The sequence below is a fragment of the Pseudomonas sp. AC255 genome (genome assembly GCF_979258175.1).
Genome location: NZ_OZ409841.1, coordinates 5949257 through 5974499, shown reverse-complemented (window position 1 = coordinate 5974499; position 25243 = coordinate 5949257). Strand labels below are relative to the sequence as shown.

Genomic DNA, 25243 nt, shown 5'->3' with positions numbered 1-25243 from the left:
TTCTAAAATTCGCCGTCAACCCCCAATTTCAACTTTATTCAGATTTCAGCGTAATACGTGCAAAAGCCTTCTTGCCGGCCTGACAAACGTGAGTCGTGCCCAGTACATATATAAAGGAACGATCAACCACCTCACCATCAACACGCACCCCACCCGCCGCCAACAGATCACGCGCCGCCGCCGAGTTCTTCACCAGGCCTGCCTTATTAAGGACGGCAGCGATCGGCATATCCTCAACCGAAGACAGTTCGATCTCAGGCAAGTCATCTGGAAGCTCGCCATCCTTCATGCGGTTGCCGGCGCCTCGGTGAGCATTCGCCGCAGCCTCTTCACCATGGAAGCGCGCAACGATCTCTTCAGCCAGCTTGATTTTGATGTCGCGTGGATTCGCTCCAGCTTCGACGTCAGCCCGGAAGGCGTTGATCTCGTCCATTGAGCGAAAGCTGAGCAACTCGAAGTAACGCCACATCAGCGCATCCGGGATGGAAACCAGCTTGCTGTACATGACGCCTGGTGCTTCCTGGATACCGACATAGTTGCCCAGCGACTTGGACATCTTCTTCACGCCATCCAGACCTTCCAGCAATGGCATCGTCAGAATGCACTGTGCCTCCTGACCATACCCACGCTGCAACTCACGCCCCATCAGCAGGTTGAATTTCTGATCGGTACCGCCCAGCTCGACATCGGCGCGCAGCGCGACCGAGTCATAACCCTGAACCAGCGGATAGAGGAATTCGTGAATAGCGATTGGCTGGTTGGTGGTGTAGCGCTTGTCGAAGTCATCGCGCTCAAGCATGCGAGCGACCGTGTATTGCGAAGTCAGGCGAATGAAATCCGCCGGCCCCATCTTGTCCATCCAGGTGGAGTTGAAGGCAACTTCGGTTTTCGCCGGATCAAGGATTTTGAAAACCTGAGTCTTGTAAGTCTCAGCATTTTCCAGAACCTGTTCACGCGTCAGCGGTGGACGCGTTGCGCTTTTGCCACTCGGATCACCGATCATCCCGGTGAAGTCACCTATAAGGAAGATGACCTGGTGCCCCAGCTCCTGGAACTGGCGCAGCTTATTAATAAGCACCGTATGACCCAGATGCAGATCCGGAGCGGTCGGATCGAAACCAGCCTTGATACGCAGCGGTTGGCCGCGCTTGAGCTTCTCGACCAGCTCGGACTCGACCAACAGTTCTTCCGCACCACGTTTAATCAGCGCTAGCTGCTCTTCAACCGACTTCATAACAGACCCGCAAGGCTCAGATTCAAAGGGAACCAACCATACAAGAACGCGCACCAATTACAAGTTTTGCCCGGCGCACGGACACCAATCCACAGACCCGAGGTCTGTAGACTTGCTTCAGCGATGATTTGGTTATATTTTATACAGTTATTTCATCTTCATCATGTCATTCATCTTTTCCAATTCATCTATTTCAAAGTCAAAAATTACCTATGACCACAGAACCGTCTAAAGCGCCCCCGCTTTACCCGAAGACCCACCTGCTCGCCGCAAGTGGAATCGCCGCCCTTCTCAGCCTGGCGCTGCTGGTATTTCCCTCCAGCGATGTTGAAGCCAAAAAGACGACTCTGAGTCTTGAACTGGAAAGTCCTGCTGAACAACTGACACAAGATCAAGACGCTGCTGATGCGGCTCAAGCCACAAACGAGCCCGCAGCTTCGCCGTTCGCCCAAATCGAAAACAGCGACGAAAACGCCGCGCAAACCGCTGAAACCGCGCCAGCACCTGTGGCGCCTGCTGAGAAACCGAAAGAGCCTGGGCACCGTGAAGTCGTGGTTTCCAAAGGCGATACGCTGTCTACCCTGTTTGAAAAAGTCGGTCTGCCTGCAGCCTCCGTGCACGAAGTACTGGCAAGCGACAAGCAAGCCAAACAGTTCAGCCAGCTCAAGCGTGGCCAGAAACTCGAGTTCGAACTGAGTCCGGAAGGCCAGTTGACCAGCCTGCACAGCAAGGTCAGCGACGTTGAAACCATCACCCTGACCAAGAATGACAAGGGTTATTCGTTCAACCGAGTGACTGCCAAGCCAACTGTTCGCACTGCCTACGTCCACGGTGTCATCAACAGCTCACTGTCGCAGTCCGCAGCCCGCGCCGGCCTTTCTCACAGCATGACCATGGACATGGCCAGTGTCTTTGGCTACGACATCGATTTCGCGCAGGACATTCGTCAGGGCGATGAATTCGATGTGATCTACGAGCAGAAAGTCATCAACGGCAAGGCCGTCGGCACCGGCCCGATCCTGTCGGCGCGCTTCACCAACCGCGGCAAGACTTACACCGCCGTTCGCTACACCAACAAACAAGGCAACAGCAGCTATTACACTGCCGATGGCAACAGCATGCGCAAGGCCTTCATCCGCACCCCTGTTGACTTCGCCCGCATCAGCTCGAAGTTTTCCATGGGCCGCAAGCACCCGATCCTCAACAAGATCCGCGCCCACAAAGGTGTCGACTACGCAGCGCCGCGAGGCACGCCGATCAAGGCTGCCGGTGACGGCAAAGTGTTGCTGGCCGGTCGTCGTGGTGGCTACGGCAACACTGTGATCATTCAGCACGGCAACACTTACCGTACGCTCTATGGCCATATGCAAGGCTTTGCCAAAGGCGTGAAAACCGGTGGCAGCGTCAAGCAAGGTCAAGTCATTGGCTATATCGGCACCACCGGACTGTCCACCGGCCCGCATTTGCACTATGAGTTCCAGGTCAACGGCGTTCACGTCGATCCGCTGGGCCAGAAGCTGCCAATGGCCGATCCGATCGCCAAGTCCGAACGCGCGCGCTTCCTCGCGCAGAGCCAGCCACTGATGGCGCGCATGGATCAAGAGAAGGCCACCATGCTGGCTTCGAGCAAGCGCTAAGCCATGGCCCTGTATATCGGTGTGATGTCCGGAACCAGTCTCGACGGGCTGGACATCGCCCTGATCGAGCAGACCTCGGCGATCAAACTGATCGCCACCCACTACCTGCCAATGCCTGACTCCCTGCGCGCCGAGCTGCTTGGCTTGTGCGCCAGCGGCCCCGACGAGATCGCCCGCTCGGCGATTGCCCAGCAACACTGGGTCGAACTTGCCGCGTCGGGCATTCACACCCTCCTCGCGCAGCAACAACTCAAGCCCGAAGCAATCCGCGCTATCGGCAGCCACGGTCAGACCATTCGCCATGAGCCGGCGCGCGGGTTTACCGTGCAGATCGGTAATCCAGCCCTGCTGACTGAGTTGACCGGTATTACCGTCGTCGGTGATTTCCGCAGCCGCGATGTCGCAGCGGGTGGCCAAGGTGCGCCTCTGGTACCAGCCTTTCACGAAGCTTTGTTTGAAGAGCGTACTGGTAACCAGGCTGTCTTGAATGTCGGCGGATTCAGCAATCTCAGCCTGATTGAGCCGAACAAACCGGTAGCCGGTTTCGACTGCGGGCCGGGGAATGTTCTGATGGACGCCTGGATTCACCGGCAACGTGGCGAAAACTATGACCGGGACGGCAAATGGGCTGCGACCGGCAAGGTTGAACCAGCCCTGCTCAAGGCGCTGCTCAGCGACCCGTTCTTCGTGACCAAAGGCCCGAAAAGTACGGGCCGGGAAGTCTTCAATCTGCCATGGCTGGAACAGCATCTATCGCGTCTGCCGACTTTCGCTGCCGAAGACGTTCAGGCCACCCTGCTCGAACTTACGGCGCTGACCATCGTCGAGTCGCTACAAAGCGCTCAATCGGGCACTCAGGAACTGCTGGTCTGTGGCGGCGGCGCGCACAACGCCACGCTGATGAAACGTCTGGCGGACCTGCTGCCAAATACCCAAGTCGCCAGCACCGCAACTCACGGGGTTGATCCGGATTGGGTGGAAGCCATGGCCTTCGCCTGGCTCGCCCATTGCTGCCTGGAAGGCATCGCCGCCAATCGGCCAAGCGTCACCGGCGCTCGCGGCCTGCGCGTACTCGGCGCCATCTACCCGGCATAACCTTCAGAAACAAAAACGCCGCAGAACCGAAAGGCTCTGCGGCGTTTTGTTGTGTGCTGTAAAGCGCGATCAGATCGAGAACGACGACCCGCAACCACAAGTCGTTGTCGCGTTCGGGTTCTTGATCACGAAGCGTGAACCTTCCAGACCTTCCTGGTAGTCCACCTCCGCGCCGGCCAGGTACTGGAAACTCATCGGATCAACCACCAGACTCACGCCTTCGCGCTCGACAATGGTGTCGTCATCAGCCACGTCTTCATCGAAGGTGAAACCGTATTGAAACCCTGAACAACCGCCGCCCGTAACAAATACGCGCAGCTTCAAGCGATCATTCCCCTCTTCATCGACCAGGCTCTTCACCTTGTGCGCAGCACCTTGAGTGAATTGCAAAGCCGTGGGGGTGAAGGATTCGACGCTCATGCTGACTATCTCCCGGCGTTACGCCGCCATAATGCGTGATGACGCGCATTATCCGCTTGTCCTAGAAAATTGGTCAACTATTAGAGGAGCAGCGGCAAGCTTCAAGCAGTGAGCTCCAAGCTTGCGGCTTACAGGTTGTGGCTAACGTTACGGCAGCATACCGGCGTGTGACAGGCCGAAGCGCTCGTCCAGTCCGAACAGAATGTTCATGTTCTGCACCGCCTGGCCCGAGGCGCCCTTGACCAGGTTGTCAATCACCGAGAGTACCACCACCAGATCGCCATCCTGTGGACGATGCACGGCGATGCGGCACACGTTGGCGCCGCGCACGCTACGGGTTTCCGGATGGCTGCCGGCTGGCATTACATCGACGAACGGTTCGTTGGCATAGCGCTTTTCGAACAGTGCCTGCAGATCCACCGAACGATCGACCACAGTCGCGTAGAGCGTCGAATGGATACCGCGAATCATCGGCGTCAGGTGCGGTACGAAGGTCAGGCCGACATCCTTGCCCGCCGCGCGACGCAGGCCCTGGCGAATTTCCGGCAGGTGGCGATGACCTTTTACCGCGTAGGCCTTCATGCTTTCCGACGTCTCGGAGTACAAAGAACCTACAGCCGCACCACGCCCGGCACCACTGACACCGGATTTGCAGTCGGCGATCAAACGCGATGCGTCAGCCAGACCTGCTTCCAGCAATGGGAGAAAACCCAATTGCGTTGCGGTCGGATAGCAACCCGGTACCGCGATCAGGCGCGCTTTCTTGATCTGCTCGCGATTGACTTCCGGCAGACCATAGACCGCTTCGTCCAGCAATTCCGGTGCGCCGTGCGGCTGGCCGTACCACTTGGCCCATTCATCAGCGTCTTGCAGACGGAAGTCGGCGGACAGGTCGATGACCTTGGTGCCCGCCGCCAGCAGTTCGCCTGCCAAGGCGTGAGCCACACCGTGCGGCGTGGCGAAAAACACCACATCGCAAGCGCCAAGGGTTTTCACGTCCGGCACGCTGAAGGCCAGCCCGTCATAGTGACCGCGCAGGTTCGGGTACATGTCAGCTACGGCCAGACCGGCCTCGGATCGGGAAGTGATGACGACCACTTCTGCCTGCGGATGCTGTGCCAACAGACGCAGCAGTTCGACACCGGTGTAACCCGTGCCGCCGACGATACCGACCTTGACCATAAACCTGCCCTCAACGAACCCACTGGAAAGCCGTCGATAATAGGGGCCGCGCGCGCCTGCGACAACCGCCAAGGTGACGCGCGGACGCTCAAGCCTCTACTATCTGGCTACCGTGAATGAGGGAATACCCAAAAATGCTCTATCTATGGCTCAAAGCGTTTCACATTGTCAGCGTCGTCTGCTGGTTTGCCGGACTGTTCTACTTGCCGCGCCTGTTCGTTTACCACGCGCAAAGCGCAGACACGATCAGCCAGGAACGCTTCAGCGTCATGGAGCGCAAGCTGTATCGCGGCATCATGGGCCCGGCGATGATCGCCACGCTGATCTTCGGTGGCTGGCTGATCTACCTCAACCCTAGCCTTTTCAGCCAGGGCGGCTGGATCCACGCCAAACTGACCCTGGTCGTATTGCTGATCGGCTACCACCACATGTGCGGCGCGCAGGTCAAACGCTTTGCCCGTGGCGAAAACACCCGCAGCCATGTCTTTTATCGCTGGTTCAATGAAGTGCCGGTTCTGATATTGCTGGCTATCGTAATTCTGGTCGTGGTCAAGCCGTTCTAACTTCAATCAATAAAAATCTTCGGGGTGTTCACAATGTCGCTGCCCGCTTTGCTCGAACAACGTCTGCGTCTGCCCGTGGTGGCGGCACCGATGTTCCTGATCTCCAATCCGGAACTGGTGCTCGCCTGCTGCCGCAATGGTGTGGTCGGCAGCTTTCCGGCGCTGAACCAACGCGAAAGCAGTGGGTTCAAGGCTTGGCTGGAACAGATCGAAGCAAGCCTGGCGACTCTGGATAATCCGGCCCCTTATGCGGTGAACCTGATTGTTCACCACAGTAATCCGCGCCTGCAGGCGGATCTGGACATCTGCGTGGAGCACAAGGTGCCGATCGTTATCACCAGCCTCGGCGCGGTGAAGGAACTGGTCGACGCGGTGCACAGCTATGGCGGTCTGGTGTTTCACGACGTGACCACGCGGCGCCATGCCGAAAAAGCCGCTGAAGCCGGTGTCGACGGGCTGATTGCCGTCGCGGCCGGTGCCGGCGGGCATGCTGGTACCTGGAGCCCGTTTGCGCTGATTGCCGAGATCCGTGAGTTCTTCGACAAGACACTCTTGCTTGCAGGATGTCTGAACCACGGCCATGAGATTCTCGCCGCGCAACTGCTCGGCGCGGATTTGGCCTACTTCGGTACGCGATTTATCGGCACCACAGAAAGTCACGCGCCTGACGCCTACAAAGACATGCTGCTGACAGCCAAGGCTGCCGACATCATTCATACTCCAGCAGTGTCGGGAGTGCCGGCCAGTTTCATGCGCCAGAGCCTGGAGGCGGCCGGTTTCGACATGGCGGCACTGCAAGGCAAGGGCGAGGTGAACTTCGGCGACAAGCTAAAGCCGATCAACGATGAAGCCAAAGCCTGGAAGACCGTGTGGTCGGCGGGCCAGGGTGTTGGCCAGATTGGTGACCTGCCAAGCGTGGATCAGTTGATTGCGCGGCTCGACGCAGAATATCGTCAGGCTCAGGCGCGCGCCGCACAGCTGCCGGAACGCTGGCCGCGCTGAGCAATACCCCCGGCCAGTCGCTTTCAGACTGGCCTTGAACTGACTACTGCAAACCCAATCGCGACAAGGATGCCTCGGCCATGAGCGACACCCGTTACAAGATCGTCTTCGACGGCGCGCTGCAGCCCGGCGTCGACCTCACCACCGCCAAACTGAATCTGGCGGATCTGTTCAAAAGCGATGTGGCCGCCATCGAGCGCCTGTTCAATGGCCGCACCATCGCCCTCAAACGTGATCTGTCCCACAGCGATGCCCAGACGTATCTGCAGGCATTGAACAAAACCGGGATCGATGCGCGGATAGAAGCGGAAACCGCCATCGAGCTGAATCTGGCGGACGTCCACGATAACTCTGCAGCGGTTGTGGAACCGGACTCGCCTTACGCCCCACCGCGCGCCAATGTCGGTGAAGCTCTGCCGCCATTCGCCACGCTCAAGCCATTCAGCGTCGAAGGCCGGATCGGTCGCCTGCGCTTTCTCGCCTGGACCATGGTCCTGAGCCTGGTGACCCTGCCCATCGTCGGTGTGTTTGCCTTGATTGCCTTGGGTCTGGTCAGTGGCGATTCAACCACAGGCCTGATCCTCGGCGGCATTCTGGCGGTCTTCCTGTTCCTCGGTTTCATGATCGTCAGCATTCTGTTCAGCGTTCAGCGCCTGCACGATATCGGCTGGTCGGGCTGGCTGTGGTTGTTGAATCTGGTGCCGTTCGTCGGCAGTTTTTTCCCGCTGGTGATGATGGTCGTACCCGGCAATACCGGCGCCAACCGCTATGGCCCGCCACCACCGCCGAACAGCACGGCGGTCAAAGTGCTGTGCTCGTTGTGGATCGTGTTCTTCGCACTGATTTTTGCCGGAGGCCTTCTTGGCGGCTTCTCGGCTGTGCAGGAAGAATATGAAAGCAATCTGGAGAGCAGCTATGACAGCGGCGCGGTGACCACCGACGAAGTTGAGGTTGTCGAGCCGCCAGCGATTTCCGCCGACGAGGCAGCCGAACCGGCGCAGGCCCCTGTAGACTCTGCGCAAGAATGAACAGCGCTCCCTGCCGCGACAACCGCGTCGCCGGCGCGGAGCTGTTGCGATGGAGAACTGCATGACCCGTTACGCTCTGATCACCGGTGCTTCCAGCGGCATCGGCCTGGCCATGGCCGAAGCACTGGCCCGGCGCGGCCGCAGCCTGATTCTGGTGGCACGGCAGCGTGATCAGCTGGAAAGTATCGCCATCGAGCTGACCCAGCGTTTCGATGTCGAAGTATTGTTTCGCGCCTGCGACCTCGGCGAACCGTTGCGCCTTTCCGGTTTTTTGCTGGAGCTCGAAGAAGGTGACCGGCAGATCGATCTACTGGTCAACTGCGCCGGCATCGGCACTTGCGGGCCATTCCTCGCGCAGGACTGGATGACCGAGCAGGACCTCATCGAGGTCAATATCCTCGCCCTCACCCGCCTCTGTCATGCGGTGGGTAACAGCATGGCGCTGCTGGGTGGCGGGCAGATTCTCAACGTCGCGTCGGTCGCCGCCTACAGTCCTGGCCCGTGGATGAGCACGTACTACGCCAGCAAAGCCTATGTGCTGCATTTTTCCGAAGCCTTGCGCGTGGAGCTCAAACAAAGCGGCGTGAAAGTTTCGGTGCTGTGCCCCGGCCCGACGCGCACACCGTTCTTCCGAACCGCACAGATGAGTAGCGAAAAGATCGAAAGCAGCCACTCGCTGATGAGTCCGGAAGAAGTGGCACTGCATGCCGTACGCGCACTAGATAAAAACCGCGCCATCATCATTCCGGGACGACGCAATCGCTGGCTGGCGTTCCTGCCGCGGCTGGGTTCGCGCTGGCTTAACCGGACGATTGTCGGCATGGTCAACAAAGCTTACTGCCCCCGCTAGGAAGACAACTTCGAAGCGGTACACTCGATTCAGCCCAACTCAACGGAGAAACAGCAGTGGATACTCTGTTCACCAAGATCATCAACCGGGAAATCCCGGCGAAGATCATTTACGAGGACGACCAGGTTCTGGCCTTCCACGACATCGCCCCCCAGGCTCCGGTGCACTTTCTGGTAATCCCGAAAAAACCGGTGCGCACGCTCAACGACCTGACCGAAGACGACAAGGCGCTGGCCGGGCACATCCTGTTCACCGCGCAGCGTCTGGCGCTGGAACTGGGTTGCGAAGAAGGCTTCCGCGTAGTGATGAACTGCAATGAACTTGGTGGGCAGACTGTCTATCACATTCATATGCACGTGCTGGGTCAGCGCCAGATGAACTGGCCGCCGGGCTGACTGGCGACAACCAACTGTGGGAGCGAGCCTGCTCGCGAAGGCGCCGATACATTCAACACTTCAGTATCCGATAATCCGCTTTCTCGAGCAGGCTCGCTCCCACAAAAAAGCCTGACCGCGCAGCAAGTGACCCAGCGCAAACCCTCGCCGGCCGATTCGGTTAAACTGGCCGCCGAGATTCTTCCCGGAGGTCAGCATGACTACCCAACGTCACTACTCGCCCATAGACCGTCTGCTGCTGCAAGCCGATGCCGCGATGCGCACTCTGTTGCCCTTCAGTGGCCAGCCGTACCGCCCGTCGCCAGCGATTCTGCAGCCGGATACGCAGATGAGCGATGAAGACACTCGCCACGTCGCCGGTCTGATGCGCATCAACCATACCGGCGAAGTCTGCGCTCAGGCGCTGTATCAGGGGCAAGCGCTGACCGCCAAGTTGCCGCAGGTACGCGCAGCCATGGAGCACGCGGCTGAAGAAGAGATCGATCATCTGGTCTGGTGCGAGCAGCGCATCCATCAGTTGGGCAGCCACACCAGCGTGCTGAACCCACTGTTTTACGGCATGTCGTTCGGTATCGGCGCGGTCGCAGGACTGATCAGCGACAAGGTCAGTCTAGGGTTCGTAGCGGCGACCGAGCATCAGGTCTGCAAGCACTTGAACGAACATCTGGAGCAATTGCCGGCCGAGGACGAAAAGTCCCGGGCGATTCTTGAGCAGATGCGCATCGATGAAGAACACCATGCGGAAAGTGCCCTGGATGCGGGCGGGTTTCGTTTTCCGGCGCCGGTCAAGTTCGGGATGAGCTTGTTGGCCAAGGTGATGACCAAGAGTTCTTATCGGATCTGAGATATGTATCGCCCGACATTGCTCTATCGCTGGCAAGCCAGCTCCCACAGGGGTTTTGTCTGAAGCATGAAAAAGGCGACCAGGAGGTCGCCTTTTTTGTTTCCGGGAATCTTAGGTCGGCATATTGCGCGCGTAGAAGATTTCCAGCATTTCGTGTTTCACACGGTCGGTCACCTGGGCACGCTGCTCGGGCGATAGGTTGCTGGTGGCGTCGCCGAACAGGTAGTTGTCCAGTTCGAAGTTCTTCAGCAGCATTTTGGTGTGGAACAGGTTTTCCTGGTACACGTTCACGTCGGTCATCTGGTACGCGTCGCGGGTGTCTTCGGAGAGGTAGTTCTGGATCGAGTTGATCTCGTGGTCGATGAAGTGCTTGTTGCCTTCAACGTCACGGGTGAAACCGCGCACACGGTAATCCACGGTCACGATGTCCGAATCGAACTGGTGAATGAGGAAGTTGAGCGCTTTGAGCGGTGAAATGACACCACAGGTCGACACGTCGATATCCACACGGAACGTTGCAATACCGTCGTCCGGATGGATTTCCGGATAGGTGTGCACCGTGATGTGGCTCTTGTCGAGGTGGGCCAGAATAATTTCGGGCAACGGGCCCGGCGATTCTTCGATCTGGCTGTCAGTCGGGGTTACCGGCTCTTCCGAAATCAGAATCGTGACGCTGGCGCCCTGGGGTTCATAGTCCTGACTGGCGATGTTCAGGATGTTGGCACCAATGATCTCGACAACTTCTGTGAGAATCTGCGTCAGGCGTTTCGCGTTGTACTCTTGATTGATGTACTCAACGTAAGCCTGCTGGTCTTGCGGGGTTTCCGCGTAGCAGATGTCATAGATGTTGAAGCTCAAGGTCTTTGTCAGGTTATTGAACCCGTGGAGCTTGAGTTTGCTTTTCACCGTTAAAAACTCTCTATGTATGCGGCGCGGCCGCGTGATCAAGCATGCCCGTCAAGTGCGAACAACGCACCTGCGTAGGACGGTTAACACCTCTTCGCGATGGCGATTTTGGTTATCTGTTCAGGCGGATGACCCGTCGGCTGACCGATCACTGCCCTGAAAAAAGTGGCGCATTATGCAGACGTCAGCGGGGGATCGCCAGAGTCTGCACTGCTTTTATGATAGTTGAATGTCGGTTCAGCCGAGTTCGACGATTTCATAATCGTGGGTGATTGCCACGCCAGCCGCGCCGAGCATGATCGACGCCGAGCAATACTTCTCGGCCGACAGCTCGATGGCGCGCTTGACCTGAGCTTCCTTCAGGCCCCGGCCCTTGACCACGAAGTGCATGTGGATCTTGGTAAACACCTTGGGATCTTCAGTCGCACGCTCGGCATCAAGGAAGGCTTCACAGCTTTCAACGGCCTGGCGCGACTTCTTCAGGATGCTGACCACGTCGAAGTTGCTGCAACCGCCGACACCCAGCAAGAGCATTTCCATCGGGCGAACCCCGAGGTTACGGCCACCGGCATCTGGCGGGCCGTCCATCACCACGACATGACCACTGCCGGATTCGCCGAGGAACATGGCTTCGCCAGCCCATTGGATGCGTGCCTTCATCGCCCAGACTCCACTGTAAAAAAAGGGTCGCCAGCTTAGCACAGCACTTTGTCCCGACAGGAACGACGTCCTAGGACCGATGCTTTCTGGCTGTAGGTAATTTCTCGAATTCTCGACGGAGTGTCTGGTAAGCTGGCGCCAATTCGCTGGCGCCAATTCGTCAGCTCTGTAGCGACCGCCTTCAGCGCCTCATAAAAACTCAAACATCACCGTGCAGTCTTTTCGGGATACAACCATGGTTGCTATTACCCCCACACCCAAAATCAAGAACATCGACAAGCTGTTGATGCATTGCCAGCGCCGGCGTCATGCGGCCAAGAGCAATATCATCTGCGCCGGGGATCGCTCGGACACGTTGTTTTTCATCATCAAAGGCTCCGTCACCATCCTCATCGAAGACGACGATGGTCGCGAGATGATCATCGCTTACCTGAACGCCGGGGATTTCTTCGGCGAACTGGGTCTGTTCGAGCAGGCAGGTCAGGAGCAGGAGCGCAGCGCCTGGGTGCGTGCCAAAGTTGAATGCGAAACCGCGGAAATCAGTTACGCCAAGTTCCGCGAACTGTCGCAGCAAGATCCAGACATTCTTTACGCCCTCAGCGGACAAATCGCACAACGCCTGCGTAACACCACGCGCAAAGTCGGCGACCTGGCGTTTTTCGATGTCACTGGCCGAGTCGCCCGCTGCCTGCTGGAGTTGTGCAAACAACCGGACGCCATGACTCACCCGGACGGCATGCAGATCAAGGTCACCCGCCAGGAGATCGGTCGAATCGTCGGCTGTTCTCGAGAGATGGTCGGCCGCGTGCTCAAGGATCTGGAAGAACGCAACCTGGTCGATGTGAAAGGCAAGACCATGGTGGTCTTCGGTACGCGCTAAGCTCGTAAATCAGGCACTGTAAATCTGCGCCAGCATCAAACGAAACAATTCATCGAGACGCGCCAATGCCTGTGGCGCGTTGAATTTCTCATGCAGGGCGATGTGGCTTTGCGCCCTCACCCGCTGATCCAGGCCGCAGGCTTCATTGAAGCGATTGACCGCAGCAACCATCGCTTCGCGCTCGTCATCCATCAGCATCGCACCGTGCACCAGGCCCACCGGACGCTGGCCGCCCTGACTCTGGCGCCAGCGCTGGGCCGTGCCGACCATCTTGCGACCGTCGAGATTGATGTTGAAACGTCCATCACAGAATGCGCCGTCGATTTCCCCGACCGACGAGGTGCCACCCAATTCATCCAGCAACTGACAGATCGGATCGCACAGGCGGCGGTAGCCGGTTTCGATGCGGTTCAGATCGCCTTCGCTGCGAGGCGGGGCATACACCAAGGCAATGTTGATGGTCGCAGCGGATTGCGGGACGGGCTCACCACCGGTTTCACGCAACAGCACCGGCCAGCCAGCAGCAGCGGAAACTTCGCAGGCGTGGTCGAAATGCGGGAGACGGTTGAGGCGGCGCGGCATGACCAGCGCGCGATCGGTGGGTTGCCAGAACAGCAGGCCGAATTCGGCGTCGCCAGCGCAGACCGAGGCCAGCAAGTCCTGTTCGGCTTGCAGGCCGGATTCGATGGTCAGGGGGTTTGGCAACGACATGGTGAGCTCCGGCAGATTGAATCTCTTTAGCGGAATTTAGCGCCTCTTCGCGAGCAGGCTCGCTCCCACACTGGAATGCATTTCCCTGTGGGACCGAGCCTGCTCGCGAATGAGGTCGACTCGGTCAGTCGAGGGTCGAACCACTGATCGGCACACCACGCTCCGGAAAGAACAGGCGCTGCAATTCAATGCCTGGATTTTCCGCGCGCATGAACGCTTCGCCGACCAGGAACGAGTACACATCGCTGATTTCCATCAGCTCGACGTCGGCCCGATTGAGGATGCCGCTCTCGGTGATCACCAGGCGATCGCGCGGGATGCGCGGCAGCAGGTCGAGGGTGGTTTCCAGACTGACGTCAAATGTGTGAAGGTTGCGGTTGTTGACCCCGACCAGCGGCGTGTCGAGAGTCTTAAGCGCGCGCTCCAGCTCGTCACCGTCGTGCACTTCCACCAAGACGTCGAGACCGACCCCTTTGGCCACGGCGGCCAGCTCGGCCATTTTCACGTCGTCCAGGGCGGAGACGATCAACAACACGCAATCGGCGCCAAGCGCACGGGCTTCAACGATCTGGTACGGATCGATCATGAAATCCTTGCGGATCACCGGCAATTTGCAGGCGGCGCGCGCCTGTTGCAGGTAGGCATCGGCGCCCTGGAAGTAGTCGATATCGGTCAGCACCGACAGACAGGTGGCCCCACCCTTTTCGTAGCTCTTGGCAATGTCTGCCGGCACGAAGTCTTCGCGGATCACGCCTTTGCTCGGCGAAGCCTTTTTGATTTCGGCAATCACGGCCGGTTGTTTCTTCTTCGCTTGCGCCAGCAAAGCCTGGGCAAAACCACGGGGTGCATCGGCCGCCTTGGCCAGACTTTCCAGCTCGCTCAGGCTGACCCGAGCGCTGCGCTCGGCGACTTCCTCAACCTTGCGCGCCAGAATGTTTTCCAGAACCGTCGGTACACTCATCCTTCATTCTCCACTTTGAATACCGCGGTAAAGGCACCCAGCTCCTCGAGCTTTTCCCGAGCGAGGCCGGTGTGCAGCGCATCGTGCGCCAGCTCCACACCTTGTTTCAGACTGCTTGCGAGGTCGGCGGCATACAGCGCCGCACCGGCATTGAGCACAATCATCTCGGCAGCTTTCTGGCCGTTTTCGGTTTTGCGCTTGCCGAGGGCGTCACGGATCAGCGCCAGCGATGCTTCCGGGCCTTCAACCGACAGGCCGTGCAGGCTCTGGCTCTTCATGCCGAGGTCTTCCGGTTCGACCCAATACTCAGTGATTTCGTTGTTTTTCAATTCAGCGACAAAGGTCGGCGCGGCGAGGCTGAACTCATCCAGGCCGTCCTTCGAATGCACGACCAGCACGTGTTTGCTGCCCAGTCTTTGCAAGACTTCGGCCAATGGCCGGCACAGCGCCTGAGTGAACACGCCGACTACCTGATGCTTCACACCGGCCGGATTCGTAAGCGGGCCGAGCATGTTGAACAGCGTGCGCAGGCCGAGTTCGCGGCGCGGGCCGGCGGCGTACTTCATCGCTTTGTGGTGAGTCTGGGCGAACATGAAACCGATGCCGACGTTGTCGATGCAGCGCGCGACCTGCACCGGGGTCAGGTTCAGATAAATTCCGGCAGCTTCCAGCAGATCGGCACTGCCGCTCTTGCCGGACACCGCGCGATTGCCGTGCTTGGCGACGGTGCAACCGGCGGCTGCGACAACGAAGGAAGACGCGGTCGATACGTTGAAGATGTTCGCACCGTCACCGCCGGTGCCTACCACATCGACGACGCCGTCGAGGGTTTTCAGCTCGACCTGATCGGCCAGCTCGCGCATCACCGACACCGCGCCGACGATTTCGTCGATGCTCTCGCTCTTCATGCGCATGGCCATCATGAACGCGCCGATCTGCGCTTCGGTGCACTGGCCGGTCATGATCTCGCGCATCACATCGCGCATTTCATCGGTGCTGAGGTCGAGGTGTTCGACGATACGGCTGAGGGCTGTCTTGATATTCATGGGAAGTCCTTAGCGCGTGCCGCCGGTTTGTTTGAGGAAATTGGCAAACAGTTCATGACCCTGCTCGGTGAGGATCGATTCGGGGTGGAACTGTACGCCCTCGATGTTCAGGGTCTTGTGACGCAGGCCCATGATCTCGTCGACCGAGCCGTCGTCGTGCTGGGTCCATGCGGTCAGCTCGAGGCAATCGGGCAGGCTGTCATGCTTGACGATCAGCGAGTGGTAACGGGTAACGGTGAGCGGATGATTGAGGCCGGCAAACACGCCCTTGTCCTCGTGGAATACCGGGCTAGTCTTACCGTGCATGACTTGGCGGGCACGCACCACATCACCGCCGAAGGCCTGGCCGATGGACTGGTGGCCGAGGCAAACGCCGAGGATCGGCAGCTTGCCGGCGAAGTGCTTGATCGCATCAATGGAAACGCCCGCCTCGGTGGGCGTGCACGGCCCCGGGGAAACCACAATGCGCTCGGGATTCAGCGCTTCGATTTCGGCGATGGTCAGTTCGTCGTTGCGCACCACTTTGACCTCGGCACCCAGCTCGCCGAGGTATTGCACAACGTTGTAGGTAAAGGAGTCGTAGTTGTCGATCATCAGCAACATGGCGTTTCGAACCTCTTGAATTCTGACTTGATGACAGCCTTCAGATGACTTGCCCGCAGGGCGCTGCGCGATGTCGGACGCGCAGAGGGCGCCAGCACAGCGGCATTTCAAACAGACAAGGAAGGCAAAGCGATACAGATCCGGCGGAGCCGGCAGAGAAGATTCAGGCGCGCCAACGCCAGCGGGCGTGTGCCTTGATGACTTGATCCAGGAGTTTGCTGGTGATCAACACGGGGAAGGTCTCGTTCATACGTTCCGGCACAGTAACTTAGCTGGGCGGAGCGTGCAATATGGCGGGACCTGCGGGTTATAAAACGGCAGAAGGATTCGCGACCGATGGCAAAATGCCGAAAGTTTTTGGTACTGTCGTTTCGTTCACCTACAACAATAAATAAACGGACTTGCTCATGATCAGACAGACTTTGTTTGTACCGCTGGCCAGCTGCTTGCTCGCACTCGCTTGCGCCCAGGCCAATGCAGCGCCCAATCCTTATTCCAGTTTCATCGTCTTCGGTGACAGCCTCAACGATGCCGGCACCTTCGCCGACACGGGCGGCCCGGCGGGCTCCACCGAGCGTTACACCAACCGTACCGGGCCGGTGTATCAGGATGGCAGTGGCGAAGTTTTTTCATTGAATTCCACCCAGTTGCTCGGCGGCCGCCTGGGCTTTTCGCCCGACCAGACAGCCTCTTCCAGCTCCGCAGTGCGCGCGGAAAACGGCCAGCCTGACGGCAACAACTGGGCGGTCGGTGGTTATCGCACCGACCAGATTCTCGACTCGATCACCACCCAATCTGCCACCGGCGAACGCACCCGCGCCGGTTACCTGCCGTCGAACGGCTTCCGCGCCGACCCGAATGCGCTGTATTACATTTCCGGTGGCGGCAACGATTTCCTCCAGGGCCGCATTCTCAGCCTGCCCCAGGCCAACGCCGCAGCCGATCGACTGGCCGATAGCGTGCAAACCCTGCAGACCGCCGGCGCCAAATACGTGATGGTCTGGCTGCTGCCCGACGTGGGCCTGACACCTGCTCTGAACGGCACGCCGCTGCAAGCGTTCAGCAGCACCCTCGCCAACCAGTTCAACAGTCAGTTGGTGACGCGCCTGCAAGGCATCGACGCCGAAGTCATTCCGCTGAACATTCCGGTGCTGCTCTCGGAAGTCTTCGCCGACCCGGGGCGCTTTGGTCTGGCTACCGACCAGAACCTCACCGCGACCTGCTTCAGTGGCAATAGCTGCACGGAAAACGCCCGTTACGGGATCAACAGCGCCACGCCGGATCCGACCAAACTGATCTACAACGATGGCGTACACCCGACCGAATCCGGGCAAAAACTGATCGCCGATTACGCCTATTCGCTGTTGGCTGCGCCATGGGAATTGAGCCTGCTACCTGAAATGGCCCACGGCACCGTGCGCGCGCATCAGGATGAATTGCGCAATCAATGGCAGGCGGACTGGGAGAACTGGCAAGCGGTCGGCCAATGGCGTGCGATTGTCTCCGCCGGCGGACAGCGTCTGGATGTCGACAGCCAAAGCAGCGGCGCCAGCGCCGATGGCAGCGGTTACAACCTCAACGTCGGCGGCAGCTATCGTCTCAATGAGGCCTGGCGCGTGGGCGTGGCGGCCGGTTTGTACCGGCAGAATCTTGAGGCCGGGCACAACGATTCCGACTACAAACTCAACAGCTACATGGCCACCGCGTTCGCCCAGTTCCAGAAGAACCGCTGGTGGGCCGACGCGGCGCTGACCGGCGGCAAACTCGACTACGACAACCTCAAGCGCAAGTTCGACCTCGGCGCCAGCGAGGGCGCGGAGAAAGGCGATACCGACGGCAGCCTGTGGGCGTTCAGCACGCGCCTGGGCTATGACATTGCGCAACCGGGCAGCCAATGGCACCTGTCGCCGTTCGTCAGCGCCGATTACGCCAGTGTCGATGTCGACGGTTACTCGGAAAAGAGCAACCGCGCCACCGCGCTGACCTTCGATGACCAGAGCCGCGATTCGAAACGCTTGGGCCTGGGGATTCAAGGCAAGTACAACTTCACCGCGCAAACCCAGGTGTATGGCGAATACGCCCACGAGCGTGAGTACGAAGATGACGTGCAGAAGGTCAACATCGCCCTCAATACCCTGCCGGCCAATGACTTCACCCTTGAAGGCTATACACCGGCAAGTCACCTGAACCGCTTGAGCCTGGGCGTCAGTCACAAGCTGACGGCAGATCTGGCGCTGCGTGGGGGTTATACGTTCCGCAAGGATGATGACTTCAAGCAGCAGGGCCTGAATGTCGGGGTTGTGCTGGATTTCTGAGTCGTAGATGCAAAAAAGCGGCGCCTGTCAGGGCGCCGCTTTTTTATGCCTCAACACAAAACAATGTGGGAGCGAGCCTGCTCGCGAAAGCGCTGGGTCAGTCAGCATCAACGGTGACTGACTCACCTCTTCGCGAGCAGGCTCGCTCCCACATGGGAAATTGCGTGGATCAGGCGTCCGGGGTTTGCTCGGCCAAGGCCACGGCGCGGAACATCGCGCGGCGTTTGTTCAGGGTTTCTTCCCATTCCAGCGCCGGCACCGAGTCGGCGACGATGCCGCCGCCGGCCTGCACGTGCAACTCACCGTTCTTGATCACCGCTGTGCGAATGGCAATGGCGGTGTCCATGTTGCCGTTCCAGGCGAAGTAACCGACCGCACCGCCGTACACACCGCGCTTGACCGGTTCCAGTTCGTCGATGATTTCCATCGCGCGAATTTTCGGCGCACCCGACAACGTACCCGCCGGCAGGATCGCCCGCAGTGCGTCCATCGCGGTCAGGCCCGACTTCAACTGGCCGGTGACGTTGGAGACGATGTGCATCACGTTGGAATAACGTTCGATGACCATTTTCTCGGTGAGCTTCACCGAACCGATTTCCGAAACGCGCCCGGTATCGTTGCGGCCCAGATCGATCAGCATCAAGTGCTCGGCGATCTCCTTGTCATCCGAGAGCAGGTCCTGCTCCAGCGCCACATCGGCTTCTTCGGTGGCGCCGCGTGGGCGCGTGCCGGCGATCGGGCGCACGGTGATCAGGTTGTCTTCGACGCGCACCAGCACTTCCGGCGAACTGCCGACGACGTGGAAATCGCCGAAGTTGAAGAAGTACATGTACGGCGTCGGGTTGAAGCAACGCAGCGCGCGATACAGATCGATCGGCGCAGCCTTGAAGTCGATCGACATGCGCTGCGACGGCACCACCTGCATGCAGTCGCCAGCAAGGATGTATTCCTTGATGGTGTCGACGGCTTTTTCGTAATCGTCCTGAGTGAAACTCGAACGGAACACCGGATCAGCCGATTGCTGTTTGCTGAAATCCAGGCCACGACGCGGGGTGATCGGCTGACGCAGTTGCTCGAGCAGTTCCTGCAAACGCGCCTGACCTTGCTCGAAGGCATCGGTCTGCGCAGGGTCGGCGAGGACGATCGCGTGCATCTTGCCAGCCAGGTTGTCGAACACCACGACGGCGTCGGAGACCATCAGCAGAATGTCCGGCACGCCCAGCGGATCCGGGTTCGGGCACTTGCCCAGACGCTTCTCGACATAGCGCACACAGTCGTAACCGAAGTAACCGACCAGTCCACCGTTGAAGCGCGGCAGGCCGGCGATGGTCGGCACGTTGTAGCGCGCTTTGAAGGTTTCGACGAACGCCAGCGGGTCTTCAACCTCGTGGCTTTCGGTCTCGACGCCATCAACGCTGATGCTGACGTGATGGTCGTGCACCCGCAGCACGGTGCGGCACGGCAGGCCGATGATCGAGTAACGGCCCCATTTCTCACCGCCCTGCACCGACTCGAGCAGGTAGGAGTTGGGCTGGTCGGCCAGTTTCAGGTAGATCGACAGCGGCGTGTCGAAGTCGGCCAGGGTTTCGCAGGCCAACGGGATGCGGTTATAGCCGTCAGCGGCCAGACGCAGGAATTCTTCGCGATTCATAAAGTGCCTCGTGGGGTGAGGTGCAATCAGTCAAGTATGCAAACGCGCCGGCAGGGCCGGCCAGAATCAGTCAGGCGCGCCAACGCCAGCGGGCCAGGGCCTTGATGACTTTCATCCAGAGTTTGCGGGTGACCACCACGATGGCGTTTCCAGAAGGGGGTTGAACAGCGTCGGGCAACGTTATCCCACCGGCCAGATCCAGGCAACCGGGAATTAGTTTGCGCAAATCGTCGATCACCAGAGCCGGCGATTCCTCGGCAATCGGCCGGCCATGGTTGTAGCCATAACTCAGCGCCACACACTTGACCCCCGCTGCTTTCGCGGCCTGCACATCACTGCGCGAGTCGCCGACGAACAACGATTGCGAGGCCGGAATGTTGGCCATTTTCATCACGAAAAACAGCGCCGCCGGGTCAGGCTTCTTCTGCGGCAGGGTATCGCCGCCGATGATCCACTTGAAGTAGCGCCCGATCTTCATCTGATCGAGCAGCGGCGCGACGAAGCGCTCCGGCTTGTTGGTGATCAACGCCATGGCCACGCCTTGCTTGTGCAGCCACTTGAGCGTGTCGCGCACACCGGGATAGACCACGGTCAGTTCATGGCTGGCGCCGTACGCCTCCATGAAAATCTCCAGTGCGCGCTCGGCTTCAGCGTCGTCCACTGCCGAGTGATCGATGCCACCCGCCAAGGCCCGACGCACCAGCACCGGCGCGCCATTGCCGACCCATTCGCGCACCGCTTCGATACCTGCCGGCGGACGGCCGAGGGAGAGCAGCATGGTGTCCACCGCTGCTGCCAGGTCGGGAACCGAATCGATCAGCGTGCCATCCAGATCGAACATCACCAAGCGTGGCAGCTGCCCCGGGAACAACTGCTCAAAACCGCTCATGGGCGCGCCAGTGCCAGTTCGGAGCGCATCTTGTCGATGACTTCCTGATAGTTTGGCGCGTTGAAAATGGCCGAGCCGGCGACGAAGGTATCGGCGCCAGCAGCGGCAATTTCGCGGATGTTGTTGACGTTGACGCCGCCGTCGATTTCCAGACGGATGTCGCGACCGGAAGCGTCGATGATCGCCCGCGCTTCACGCAATTTGTCGAGGGTGCCGGGAATGAACTTCTGCCCGCCGAAGCCCGGGTTGACGCTCATCAGCAGAACCATGTCGACCTTGTCGATCACGTACTTGAGCACGTCCAGCGGAGTCGCCGGGTTGAACACCAGACCGGATTTGCAACCACCTTCGCGGATCAGTTGCAGCGAGCGATCGACGTGCAAAGTGGCTTCCGGGTGGAAGGTGATGTAAGTCGCGCCGGCTTCGATGAAGTCGCCGACGATGCGGTCCACCGGGCTGACCATCAGGTGCGCGTCGATCGGCGCGGTGACGCCGTACTTGCGCAGCGCCGCGCAGACCATCGGGCCGATCGTCAGGTTCGGTACGTAGTGGTTGTCCATGACATCGAAGTGGACGAAGTCGGCGCCGGCGGCGAGAACGTTGTCCACTTCCTCGCCGAGGCGGGCGAAGTCGGCGGAGAGGATCGACGGAGCAATTACGAAGGGCTGCATGACGCACCTGTGCTGAGCTAAATCACGATGGCGCGCATTGTATACCTCAAGTTTCCACGCGCGCACCGGGACCGCGATGATTGGGTTGTGCCATGTGCCCTCAGCGCCCGCGCCTCAGTAAGCCGCGCGGTAGATCTTCTCGATGTCGCCGGCGCTGAGTTTGCGCGGGTTGTTGCGCATCAGCCGCTCGATGCCGGCGGCCTCCACGGCCATCGCTGGGATCGCTTCCTCCGGCACCCCGAAACTGCGCAGCCCGGCAGGGATTTCCACTGCCGCGCACAGGTCGGTCATGGCCTGCACGGCTTTGTCCGCGGCTTCGCTGGCGCTCAGATGCGCGGTCTTCACGCCCATGGCTTCGGCAATATCCTGCATGCGTTCGACACAGGCCATTTTGTTCCAGGTCATCACATAGGGCAGCAGCAAGGCGTTGCTGACACCGTGGGCAATGTTGAAGCGCCCGCCCAGCGGATACGCCAACGCATGCACCGCACCGACCCCGGCGTTACCGAACGCCATGCCGGCCATGAGGCTGGCGGTGGCCATGTCTTCGCGCGCTTGCAGGTTGGCGCCGTTGGCGTAGGCCTTGGGCAGAGCGCTGGCGATCAGCTTTATCGCGCCAATGGCGAGGGAGTCGGTGATCGGCGAGGCATTCACCGACAGGTAGGATTCGATGGCGTGCACCAGTGCATCGACGCCACTGGCAGCAGTGACGCTGCGCGGACAGGTCAGGGTCATTTGCGGACTGACCAGCGCCACATCCGGTAGGAGATAGTCGCTGACGATGCCTTTCTTCAACTGCGCGACCTTGTCGGAGAGGATCGCCACGTTGGTGACTTCGGAACCAGTGCCGGCGGTGGTGGGGATGGCGATCAGCGGCGGGCCTTTGCGCGGGACTTGGTCGACGCCGAACAGATCTTCCAGCGCGCCGTGATATCCGGCGTAGGCGGCGACACTTTTGGCAATATCGATGGCGCTGCCGCCCCCGAGGCCGATCAAGCCGTCATGGCCGCCTTCGCGATAGGCGCGCATGCAGTCTTCGACGATGGCGATTTCCGGATCGGGCAGTACACGGTCGAAAATCTCGTACTCGCGCCCGCCGAGTTGCACCAGCGCCAGTTCGACAGTACCGGACTTGACCAGCGCGGCGTCGGTGACGATCAGCGGATTGTCGATGTCCAGACGGGTGAGTTCAGCGGCCAGTTGTTCGATGGCTGCGGCGCCGGTGATCAGTTTGTGAGCGATTTTGAACTGGGACAGACTCATGGTGCGCAGCCTCTTATAGATGTGGGAGCTGGGCACAAGACTAGCTGGGGATTTGGGGTTGTCTGCTATTCAGGGTGTGAATGGTTGATCGGATAGGAAGATCAAGAGCCCCTCACCCTAACCCTCTCCCGGAGGGAGAGGGGATTGACCGGGTTGTACTCTCGAAATACATCGACCTGAATTACCGAGTCGAACTCCGGCCGCGAAAGCCACGAAGATCTGCTCCCTTCCCCCTCGCTCCCTTGGGGAGAGGGCTGGGGTGAGGGGTGGCTTTTGACCTTGATCTCAGACTTGCGCAGTACGCAGTTTCTCGCTACGCCCGCGCAGCCATTCCAGCGTCAGCAGCAGGATGACGGAGAAGGCAATCAGCAACGTCGCAGCAGCCGCAATCGTCGGACTGAGGTTTTCGCGAATCCCGCTGAACATCTGCCGAGGCAATGTCGCCTGCTCAGGCCCGGCGAGAAACAGCGTCACCACCACTTCATCGAAAGAAGTCGCAAAGGCAAACAGCGCCCCGGAAATCACTCCCGGCGCAATCAGCGGCAAGGTCACCCGGCGGAACGCCGTCAGGGTGAAGCACCGAGACTCGCAGCAGCACGCACCAGGTTGTGATTGAAACCCTGCAACGTTGCCGAAACGGTGATGATCACAAACGGCACACCCAATACCGCATGCACGACGATCAGCGAGAAGAAGCTGTTACCCAGCCCCAGTGGCGCGAAGAACAGATAGCTGGCCACGCCAATGATCACCACCGGCACCACCATCGGCGAAATCACCAGCGCCATCACCAGCGACTTGCCGGGGAAGTCGCCACGGGTCAGGCCGATCGCCGCCAGGGTGCCGAAGATCATCGCCAGCACCGTCGCCGCCGGGGCGACGATGATGCTGTTCTTCAGCGCGCGCATCCATTCCGCCGAGGCGAAGAAGTCGTGGTACCACTGCAGCGAGAAGCCCTGCAGCGGATAGACCAGAAAACTCCCCGAGTTGAACGACAGCGGCACGATCACCAGCACCGGCAGGATCAGGAACAACAGGATCAGGCCACAGAGAATCCGCAGGCTGTAGAACCACACCCGTTCGATGGGCGACATGTAAGGACTCAGCATCGCAAATTCCCCTTAGCTCAGGCGCAGGCGACTGGCGCCGACCAGCCAGCTGTAGATCAGATAAAGCACCACGGTCGCCAGCAACAGCAAGCCGCCGAGCGCGGTGGCCATGCCCCAGTTGATGCTGGTGTTGGTGTAGAAAGCGACGAAGTAGCTGACCATTTGGTCGTTCGGGCTGCCGAGCAGCGCCGGGGTGATGTAGTAGCCAATCGCGAGGATGAACACCAGCAGGCAGCCGGCGCCAACGCCGGCATAGGTCTGCGGGAAGTACACCCGCCAGAAACTGGCGAACGGATGACAGCCGAGGGAAATCGCCGCGCGCATGTAGGTCGGCGAGATGCCTTTCATCACGCTGTAGATCGGCAGAATCATGAACGGCAGCAGAATGTGCACCATCGAGATGTACACGCCGGTGCGGTTGAACACCAGTTCCAGCGGTTTATCAATGATGCCCATGGCCAGCAGCGCACTGTTGATCAGGCCGCCCGATTGCAGCAGCACGATCCACGCTGCGACCCGCACCAGAATCGAAGTCCAGAACGGCAGCAGCACCAGGATCATCAGCAGGTTGCTCTGCCGCGAAGGCAGATTCGCCAGCAGATAAGCCAGTGGATAGGCGAGCAGCAGGCAGATCACGGTGATGACCAGGCCCATCCAGAACGTGCGGGCGAAGATGTCGAGGTAGATCGCCTGATCCGGGGTGGCCGGGGCCAGTTCGCCGAGATCATCGATACGGTGATCGACCGCCGCCAGCAGGTAATACGGAGTGATGCTGCTGGTGTTGCGTTTCACCGCTTGCCAGTAGGCCGGGTCGCCCCAGCGTTCGTCGAGCGCTTCCAGCGCTTCTTTATAAGAAGCCGGTTCGCTGGCGAACGGCAGCGCCCGGGCGGTTTTGGTCAGCAGGCTGCGGTAGCCGGCCAACTCCATGTTCAAGCGCTTGGACAGATCGCCCAGCGTCTGGTTTTTGCGGGCTTCGGCGAGGTCTTCGCTGGCCGCCTTGTACACCGGCTCGGCGGGCAGACCACGGCCGTCCCAACTCGCGATGGCAGTGACAGTGCGCGGCATGCCGCCAACCACTTCCGGGTTGCCGACGCTTTTATAGAGCAGCGCCACGATCGGCACCAGAAACACCAGCAGCAGAAACAGCACCAGCGGCGCAATCAGTGCCTGGGCCTTCCAGCGGTTGACCCGCTCGGCGTGCTTGAGCTTCTGCTTCAAGGTGGGGCTGTTGCCCTCGTTCAGGGGAACGGCGATGGCCATGACGTACTCCGCAAATCTTTGATCGTTACAGAGGTGGCGAACCACCTCGAACTTTTGCCAGTGATCGT

At 59.6% G+C, this 25243-nt stretch carries 24 protein-coding genes and 1 pseudogene; 10 read left to right on the top strand and 15 right to left on the bottom strand.

Going from position 1 to position 25243, the window contains the following annotated elements:
* Positions 1-34 precede the first annotated feature (34 nt).
* Positions 35-1234: a tyrosine--tRNA ligase gene (tyrS, locus tag ACZZ0K_RS26910; protein WP_016772931.1), complete on the bottom strand. Its 1200-nt coding sequence runs from the start codon at positions 1232-1234 to the stop codon at positions 35-37.
* A gap of 212 nt (positions 1235-1446) precedes the next feature.
* On the opposite strand from tyrS, the gene ACZZ0K_RS26905 reads away from it, so the two are divergent.
* Together ACZZ0K_RS26905 and ACZZ0K_RS26900 are read left to right on the top strand one after the other, a co-directional pair.
* Entirely contained in the window at positions 1447-2871 is a 1425-nt protein-coding gene (locus tag ACZZ0K_RS26905; protein ID WP_041476672.1) for a peptidoglycan DD-metalloendopeptidase family protein, read from the top strand.
* Between the two features lie 3 nt (positions 2872-2874).
* Positions 2875-3966, top strand: coding sequence for an anhydro-N-acetylmuramic acid kinase (locus ACZZ0K_RS26900; RefSeq protein WP_258707261.1), 1092 nt, complete (start codon positions 2875-2877; stop codon positions 3964-3966).
* 69 nt (positions 3967-4035) lie between these two features.
* Here the strand turns inward: ACZZ0K_RS26900 and erpA are convergent, their stop codons facing one another.
* Both erpA and argC read right to left on the bottom strand, forming a co-directional pair.
* On the bottom strand, positions 4036-4386 hold the full coding sequence (gene erpA, locus ACZZ0K_RS26895) for an iron-sulfur cluster insertion protein ErpA (RefSeq protein WP_007918905.1): 351 nt from the start codon (positions 4384-4386) through the stop codon (positions 4036-4038).
* 147 nt (positions 4387-4533) lie between these two features.
* The gene (gene argC, locus ACZZ0K_RS26890; protein ID WP_042610443.1) at positions 4534-5568 is read right to left on the bottom strand and encodes an N-acetyl-gamma-glutamyl-phosphate reductase; all 1035 of its coding nucleotides are present in this window, start codon (positions 5566-5568) and stop codon (positions 4534-4536) included.
* A 134-nt stretch (positions 5569-5702) separates the two neighbouring features.
* Here argC and hemJ point away from each other — a divergent pair, with 134 nt between their 5' ends.
* From hemJ to coq7, 6 genes are all read left to right on the top strand, one after another.
* A complete protein-coding gene (gene hemJ / locus ACZZ0K_RS26885) occupies positions 5703-6131 on the top strand; it encodes a protoporphyrinogen oxidase HemJ (RefSeq protein ID WP_039757756.1) in 429 nt (142 codons plus the stop codon).
* A gap of 33 nt (positions 6132-6164) precedes the next feature.
* Positions 6165-7133: an NAD(P)H-dependent flavin oxidoreductase gene (locus tag ACZZ0K_RS26880; protein ID WP_150743520.1), complete on the top strand. Its 969-nt coding sequence runs from the start codon at positions 6165-6167 to the stop codon at positions 7131-7133.
* Between the two features lie 80 nt (positions 7134-7213).
* The gene (locus ACZZ0K_RS26875) at positions 7214-8161 is read left to right on the top strand and encodes a DUF805 domain-containing protein (RefSeq protein ID WP_258707262.1); all 948 of its coding nucleotides are present in this window, start codon (positions 7214-7216) and stop codon (positions 8159-8161) included.
* A 61-nt stretch (positions 8162-8222) separates the two neighbouring features.
* Positions 8223-9011: an SDR family NAD(P)-dependent oxidoreductase gene (locus ACZZ0K_RS26870; RefSeq protein WP_122612457.1), complete on the top strand. Its 789-nt coding sequence runs from the start codon at positions 8223-8225 to the stop codon at positions 9009-9011.
* Between the two features lie 56 nt (positions 9012-9067).
* Positions 9068-9406 (top strand): histidine triad nucleotide-binding protein, encoded by a 339-nt coding sequence (locus ACZZ0K_RS26865; protein WP_017128660.1) that lies wholly within the window; start codon positions 9068-9070, stop codon positions 9404-9406.
* Positions 9407-9602: 196 nt separating this feature from the next.
* Positions 9603-10250 carry a 2-polyprenyl-3-methyl-6-methoxy-1,4-benzoquinone monooxygenase gene (coq7, locus tag ACZZ0K_RS26860; RefSeq protein ID WP_252878989.1) on the top strand — a complete coding sequence of 216 codons (648 nt, stop codon included), beginning with the start codon at positions 9603-9605 and terminating at the stop codon, positions 10248-10250.
* Between the two features lie 111 nt (positions 10251-10361).
* Here coq7 and speD read toward each other — a convergent pair whose 3' ends face one another.
* Positions 10362-11156 carry an adenosylmethionine decarboxylase gene (gene speD / locus ACZZ0K_RS26855; protein WP_024014530.1) on the bottom strand — a complete coding sequence of 265 codons (795 nt, stop codon included), beginning with the start codon at positions 11154-11156 and terminating at the stop codon, positions 10362-10364.
* A gap of 237 nt (positions 11157-11393) precedes the next feature.
* The gene (locus ACZZ0K_RS26850) at positions 11394-11816 is read right to left on the bottom strand and encodes an OsmC family protein (RefSeq protein ID WP_016772921.1); all 423 of its coding nucleotides are present in this window, start codon (positions 11814-11816) and stop codon (positions 11394-11396) included.
* A 235-nt stretch (positions 11817-12051) separates the two neighbouring features.
* Between ACZZ0K_RS26850 and crp the strand changes: the two genes are divergently transcribed.
* On the top strand, positions 12052-12696 hold the full coding sequence (gene crp / locus ACZZ0K_RS26845; protein ID WP_041476679.1) for a cAMP-activated global transcriptional regulator CRP: 645 nt from the start codon (positions 12052-12054) through the stop codon (positions 12694-12696).
* A 9-nt stretch (positions 12697-12705) separates the two neighbouring features.
* On the opposite strand, the gene ACZZ0K_RS26840 is transcribed toward crp, so the two are convergent.
* The 4 genes from ACZZ0K_RS26840 to ACZZ0K_RS26825 all read right to left on the bottom strand — a co-directional run bounded on the left by ACZZ0K_RS26840 (position 12706) and on the right by ACZZ0K_RS26825 (position 16017).
* Positions 12706-13407 carry a lipoate--protein ligase family protein gene (locus ACZZ0K_RS26840; RefSeq protein WP_258707263.1) on the bottom strand — a complete coding sequence of 234 codons (702 nt, stop codon included), beginning with the start codon at positions 13405-13407 and terminating at the stop codon, positions 12706-12708.
* Positions 13408-13531: 124 nt separating this feature from the next.
* Entirely contained in the window at positions 13532-14368 is an 837-nt protein-coding gene (gene trpC, locus ACZZ0K_RS26835; protein ID WP_041476681.1) for an indole-3-glycerol phosphate synthase TrpC, read from the bottom strand.
* Positions 14365-15414 (bottom strand): anthranilate phosphoribosyltransferase, encoded by a 1050-nt coding sequence (trpD, locus tag ACZZ0K_RS26830; protein ID WP_041476682.1) that lies wholly within the window; start codon positions 15412-15414, stop codon positions 14365-14367. The genes trpC and trpD overlap by 4 nt, the downstream gene beginning before the upstream one ends.
* A 9-nt stretch (positions 15415-15423) precedes the next feature.
* Positions 15424-16017 carry an aminodeoxychorismate/anthranilate synthase component II gene (locus ACZZ0K_RS26825; protein ID WP_041476683.1) on the bottom strand — a complete coding sequence of 198 codons (594 nt, stop codon included), beginning with the start codon at positions 16015-16017 and terminating at the stop codon, positions 15424-15426.
* Positions 16018-16424: 407 nt separating this feature from the next.
* Here ACZZ0K_RS26825 and estP point away from each other — a divergent pair, with 407 nt between their 5' ends.
* Entirely contained in the window at positions 16425-18332 is a 1908-nt protein-coding gene (gene estP / locus ACZZ0K_RS26820) for an esterase EstP (protein ID WP_463559723.1), read from the top strand.
* Between the two features lie 169 nt (positions 18333-18501).
* On the opposite strand, the gene trpE is transcribed toward estP, so the two are convergent.
* From trpE to ACZZ0K_RS26790, 6 genes and pseudogenes are all read right to left on the bottom strand, one after another.
* Complete coding sequence (gene trpE / locus ACZZ0K_RS26815) at positions 18502-19983, bottom strand: anthranilate synthase component I (RefSeq protein WP_024014533.1); 1482 nt, start codon at positions 19981-19983, stop codon at positions 18502-18504.
* A gap of 70 nt (positions 19984-20053) precedes the next feature.
* The gene (locus ACZZ0K_RS26810) at positions 20054-20872 is read right to left on the bottom strand and encodes a phosphoglycolate phosphatase (RefSeq protein WP_041476686.1); all 819 of its coding nucleotides are present in this window, start codon (positions 20870-20872) and stop codon (positions 20054-20056) included.
* On the bottom strand, positions 20869-21543 hold the full coding sequence (gene rpe, locus ACZZ0K_RS26805; protein WP_007918813.1) for a ribulose-phosphate 3-epimerase: 675 nt from the start codon (positions 21541-21543) through the stop codon (positions 20869-20871). The genes ACZZ0K_RS26810 and rpe overlap by 4 nt, the downstream gene beginning before the upstream one ends.
* 114 nt (positions 21544-21657) lie before the next feature.
* Positions 21658-22806, bottom strand: coding sequence for an iron-containing alcohol dehydrogenase (locus ACZZ0K_RS26800; protein ID WP_016772910.1), 1149 nt, complete (start codon positions 22804-22806; stop codon positions 21658-21660).
* A 285-nt stretch (positions 22807-23091) separates the two neighbouring features.
* Positions 23092-23915: pseudogene (locus ACZZ0K_RS26795) on the bottom strand (ABC transporter permease).
* 12 nt (positions 23916-23927) lie between these two features.
* The gene (locus ACZZ0K_RS26790) at positions 23928-25175 is read right to left on the bottom strand and encodes an ABC transporter permease (RefSeq protein ID WP_076564337.1); all 1248 of its coding nucleotides are present in this window, start codon (positions 25173-25175) and stop codon (positions 23928-23930) included.
* Positions 25176-25243: the final 68 nt, after the last annotated feature.

Bases quoted from the DNA above. Each gene is read 5' to 3' on its own strand.
- coq7 (WP_252878989.1), top strand. From the start codon at position 9,603: ATGACTACCCAACGTCACTACTCGCCCATAGACCGTCTGCTGCTGCAA.
- ACZZ0K_RS26840 (WP_258707263.1), bottom strand. From the start codon at position 13,407: ATGTCGTTGCCAAACCCCCTGACCATCGAATCCGGCCTGCAAGCCGAA.
- ACZZ0K_RS26800 (WP_016772910.1), bottom strand. From the start codon at position 22,806: ATGAGTCTGTCCCAGTTCAAAATCGCTCACAAACTGATCACCGGCGCC.
- ACZZ0K_RS26825 (WP_041476683.1), bottom strand. From the start codon at position 16,017: ATGTTGCTGATGATCGACAACTACGACTCCTTTACCTACAACGTTGTG.
- argC (WP_042610443.1), bottom strand. From the start codon at position 5,568: ATGGTCAAGGTCGGTATCGTCGGCGGCACGGGTTACACCGGTGTCGAA.
- estP (WP_463559723.1), top strand. From the start codon at position 16,425: ATGATCAGACAGACTTTGTTTGTACCGCTGGCCAGCTGCTTGCTCGCA.
- tyrS (WP_016772931.1), bottom strand. From the start codon at position 1,234: ATGAAGTCGGTTGAAGAGCAGCTAGCGCTGATTAAACGTGGTGCGGAA.
- trpD (WP_041476682.1), bottom strand. From the start codon at position 15,414: ATGAATATCAAGACAGCCCTCAGCCGTATCGTCGAACACCTCGACCTC.
- crp (WP_041476679.1), top strand. From the start codon at position 12,052: ATGGTTGCTATTACCCCCACACCCAAAATCAAGAACATCGACAAGCTG.
- hemJ (WP_039757756.1), top strand. From the start codon at position 5,703: ATGCTCTATCTATGGCTCAAAGCGTTTCACATTGTCAGCGTCGTCTGC.
- trpC (WP_041476681.1), bottom strand. From the start codon at position 14,368: ATGAGTGTACCGACGGTTCTGGAAAACATTCTGGCGCGCAAGGTTGAG.
- ACZZ0K_RS26900 (WP_258707261.1), top strand. From the start codon at position 2,875: ATGGCCCTGTATATCGGTGTGATGTCCGGAACCAGTCTCGACGGGCTG.
- trpE (WP_024014533.1), bottom strand. From the start codon at position 19,983: ATGAATCGCGAAGAATTCCTGCGTCTGGCCGCTGACGGCTATAACCGC.
- rpe (WP_007918813.1), bottom strand. From the start codon at position 21,543: ATGCAGCCCTTCGTAATTGCTCCGTCGATCCTCTCCGCCGACTTCGCC.
- ACZZ0K_RS26850 (WP_016772921.1), bottom strand. From the start codon at position 11,816: ATGAAGGCACGCATCCAATGGGCTGGCGAAGCCATGTTCCTCGGCGAA.
- ACZZ0K_RS26810 (WP_041476686.1), bottom strand. From the start codon at position 20,872: ATGAGCGGTTTTGAGCAGTTGTTCCCGGGGCAGCTGCCACGCTTGGTG.
- ACZZ0K_RS26905 (WP_041476672.1), top strand. From the start codon at position 1,447: ATGACCACAGAACCGTCTAAAGCGCCCCCGCTTTACCCGAAGACCCAC.
- ACZZ0K_RS26880 (WP_150743520.1), top strand. From the start codon at position 6,165: ATGTCGCTGCCCGCTTTGCTCGAACAACGTCTGCGTCTGCCCGTGGTG.
- ACZZ0K_RS26870 (WP_122612457.1), top strand. From the start codon at position 8,223: ATGACCCGTTACGCTCTGATCACCGGTGCTTCCAGCGGCATCGGCCTG.
- ACZZ0K_RS26875 (WP_258707262.1), top strand. From the start codon at position 7,214: ATGAGCGACACCCGTTACAAGATCGTCTTCGACGGCGCGCTGCAGCCC.
- erpA (WP_007918905.1), bottom strand. From the start codon at position 4,386: ATGAGCGTCGAATCCTTCACCCCCACGGCTTTGCAATTCACTCAAGGT.
- ACZZ0K_RS26790 (WP_076564337.1), bottom strand. From the start codon at position 25,175: ATGGCCATCGCCGTTCCCCTGAACGAGGGCAACAGCCCCACCTTGAAG.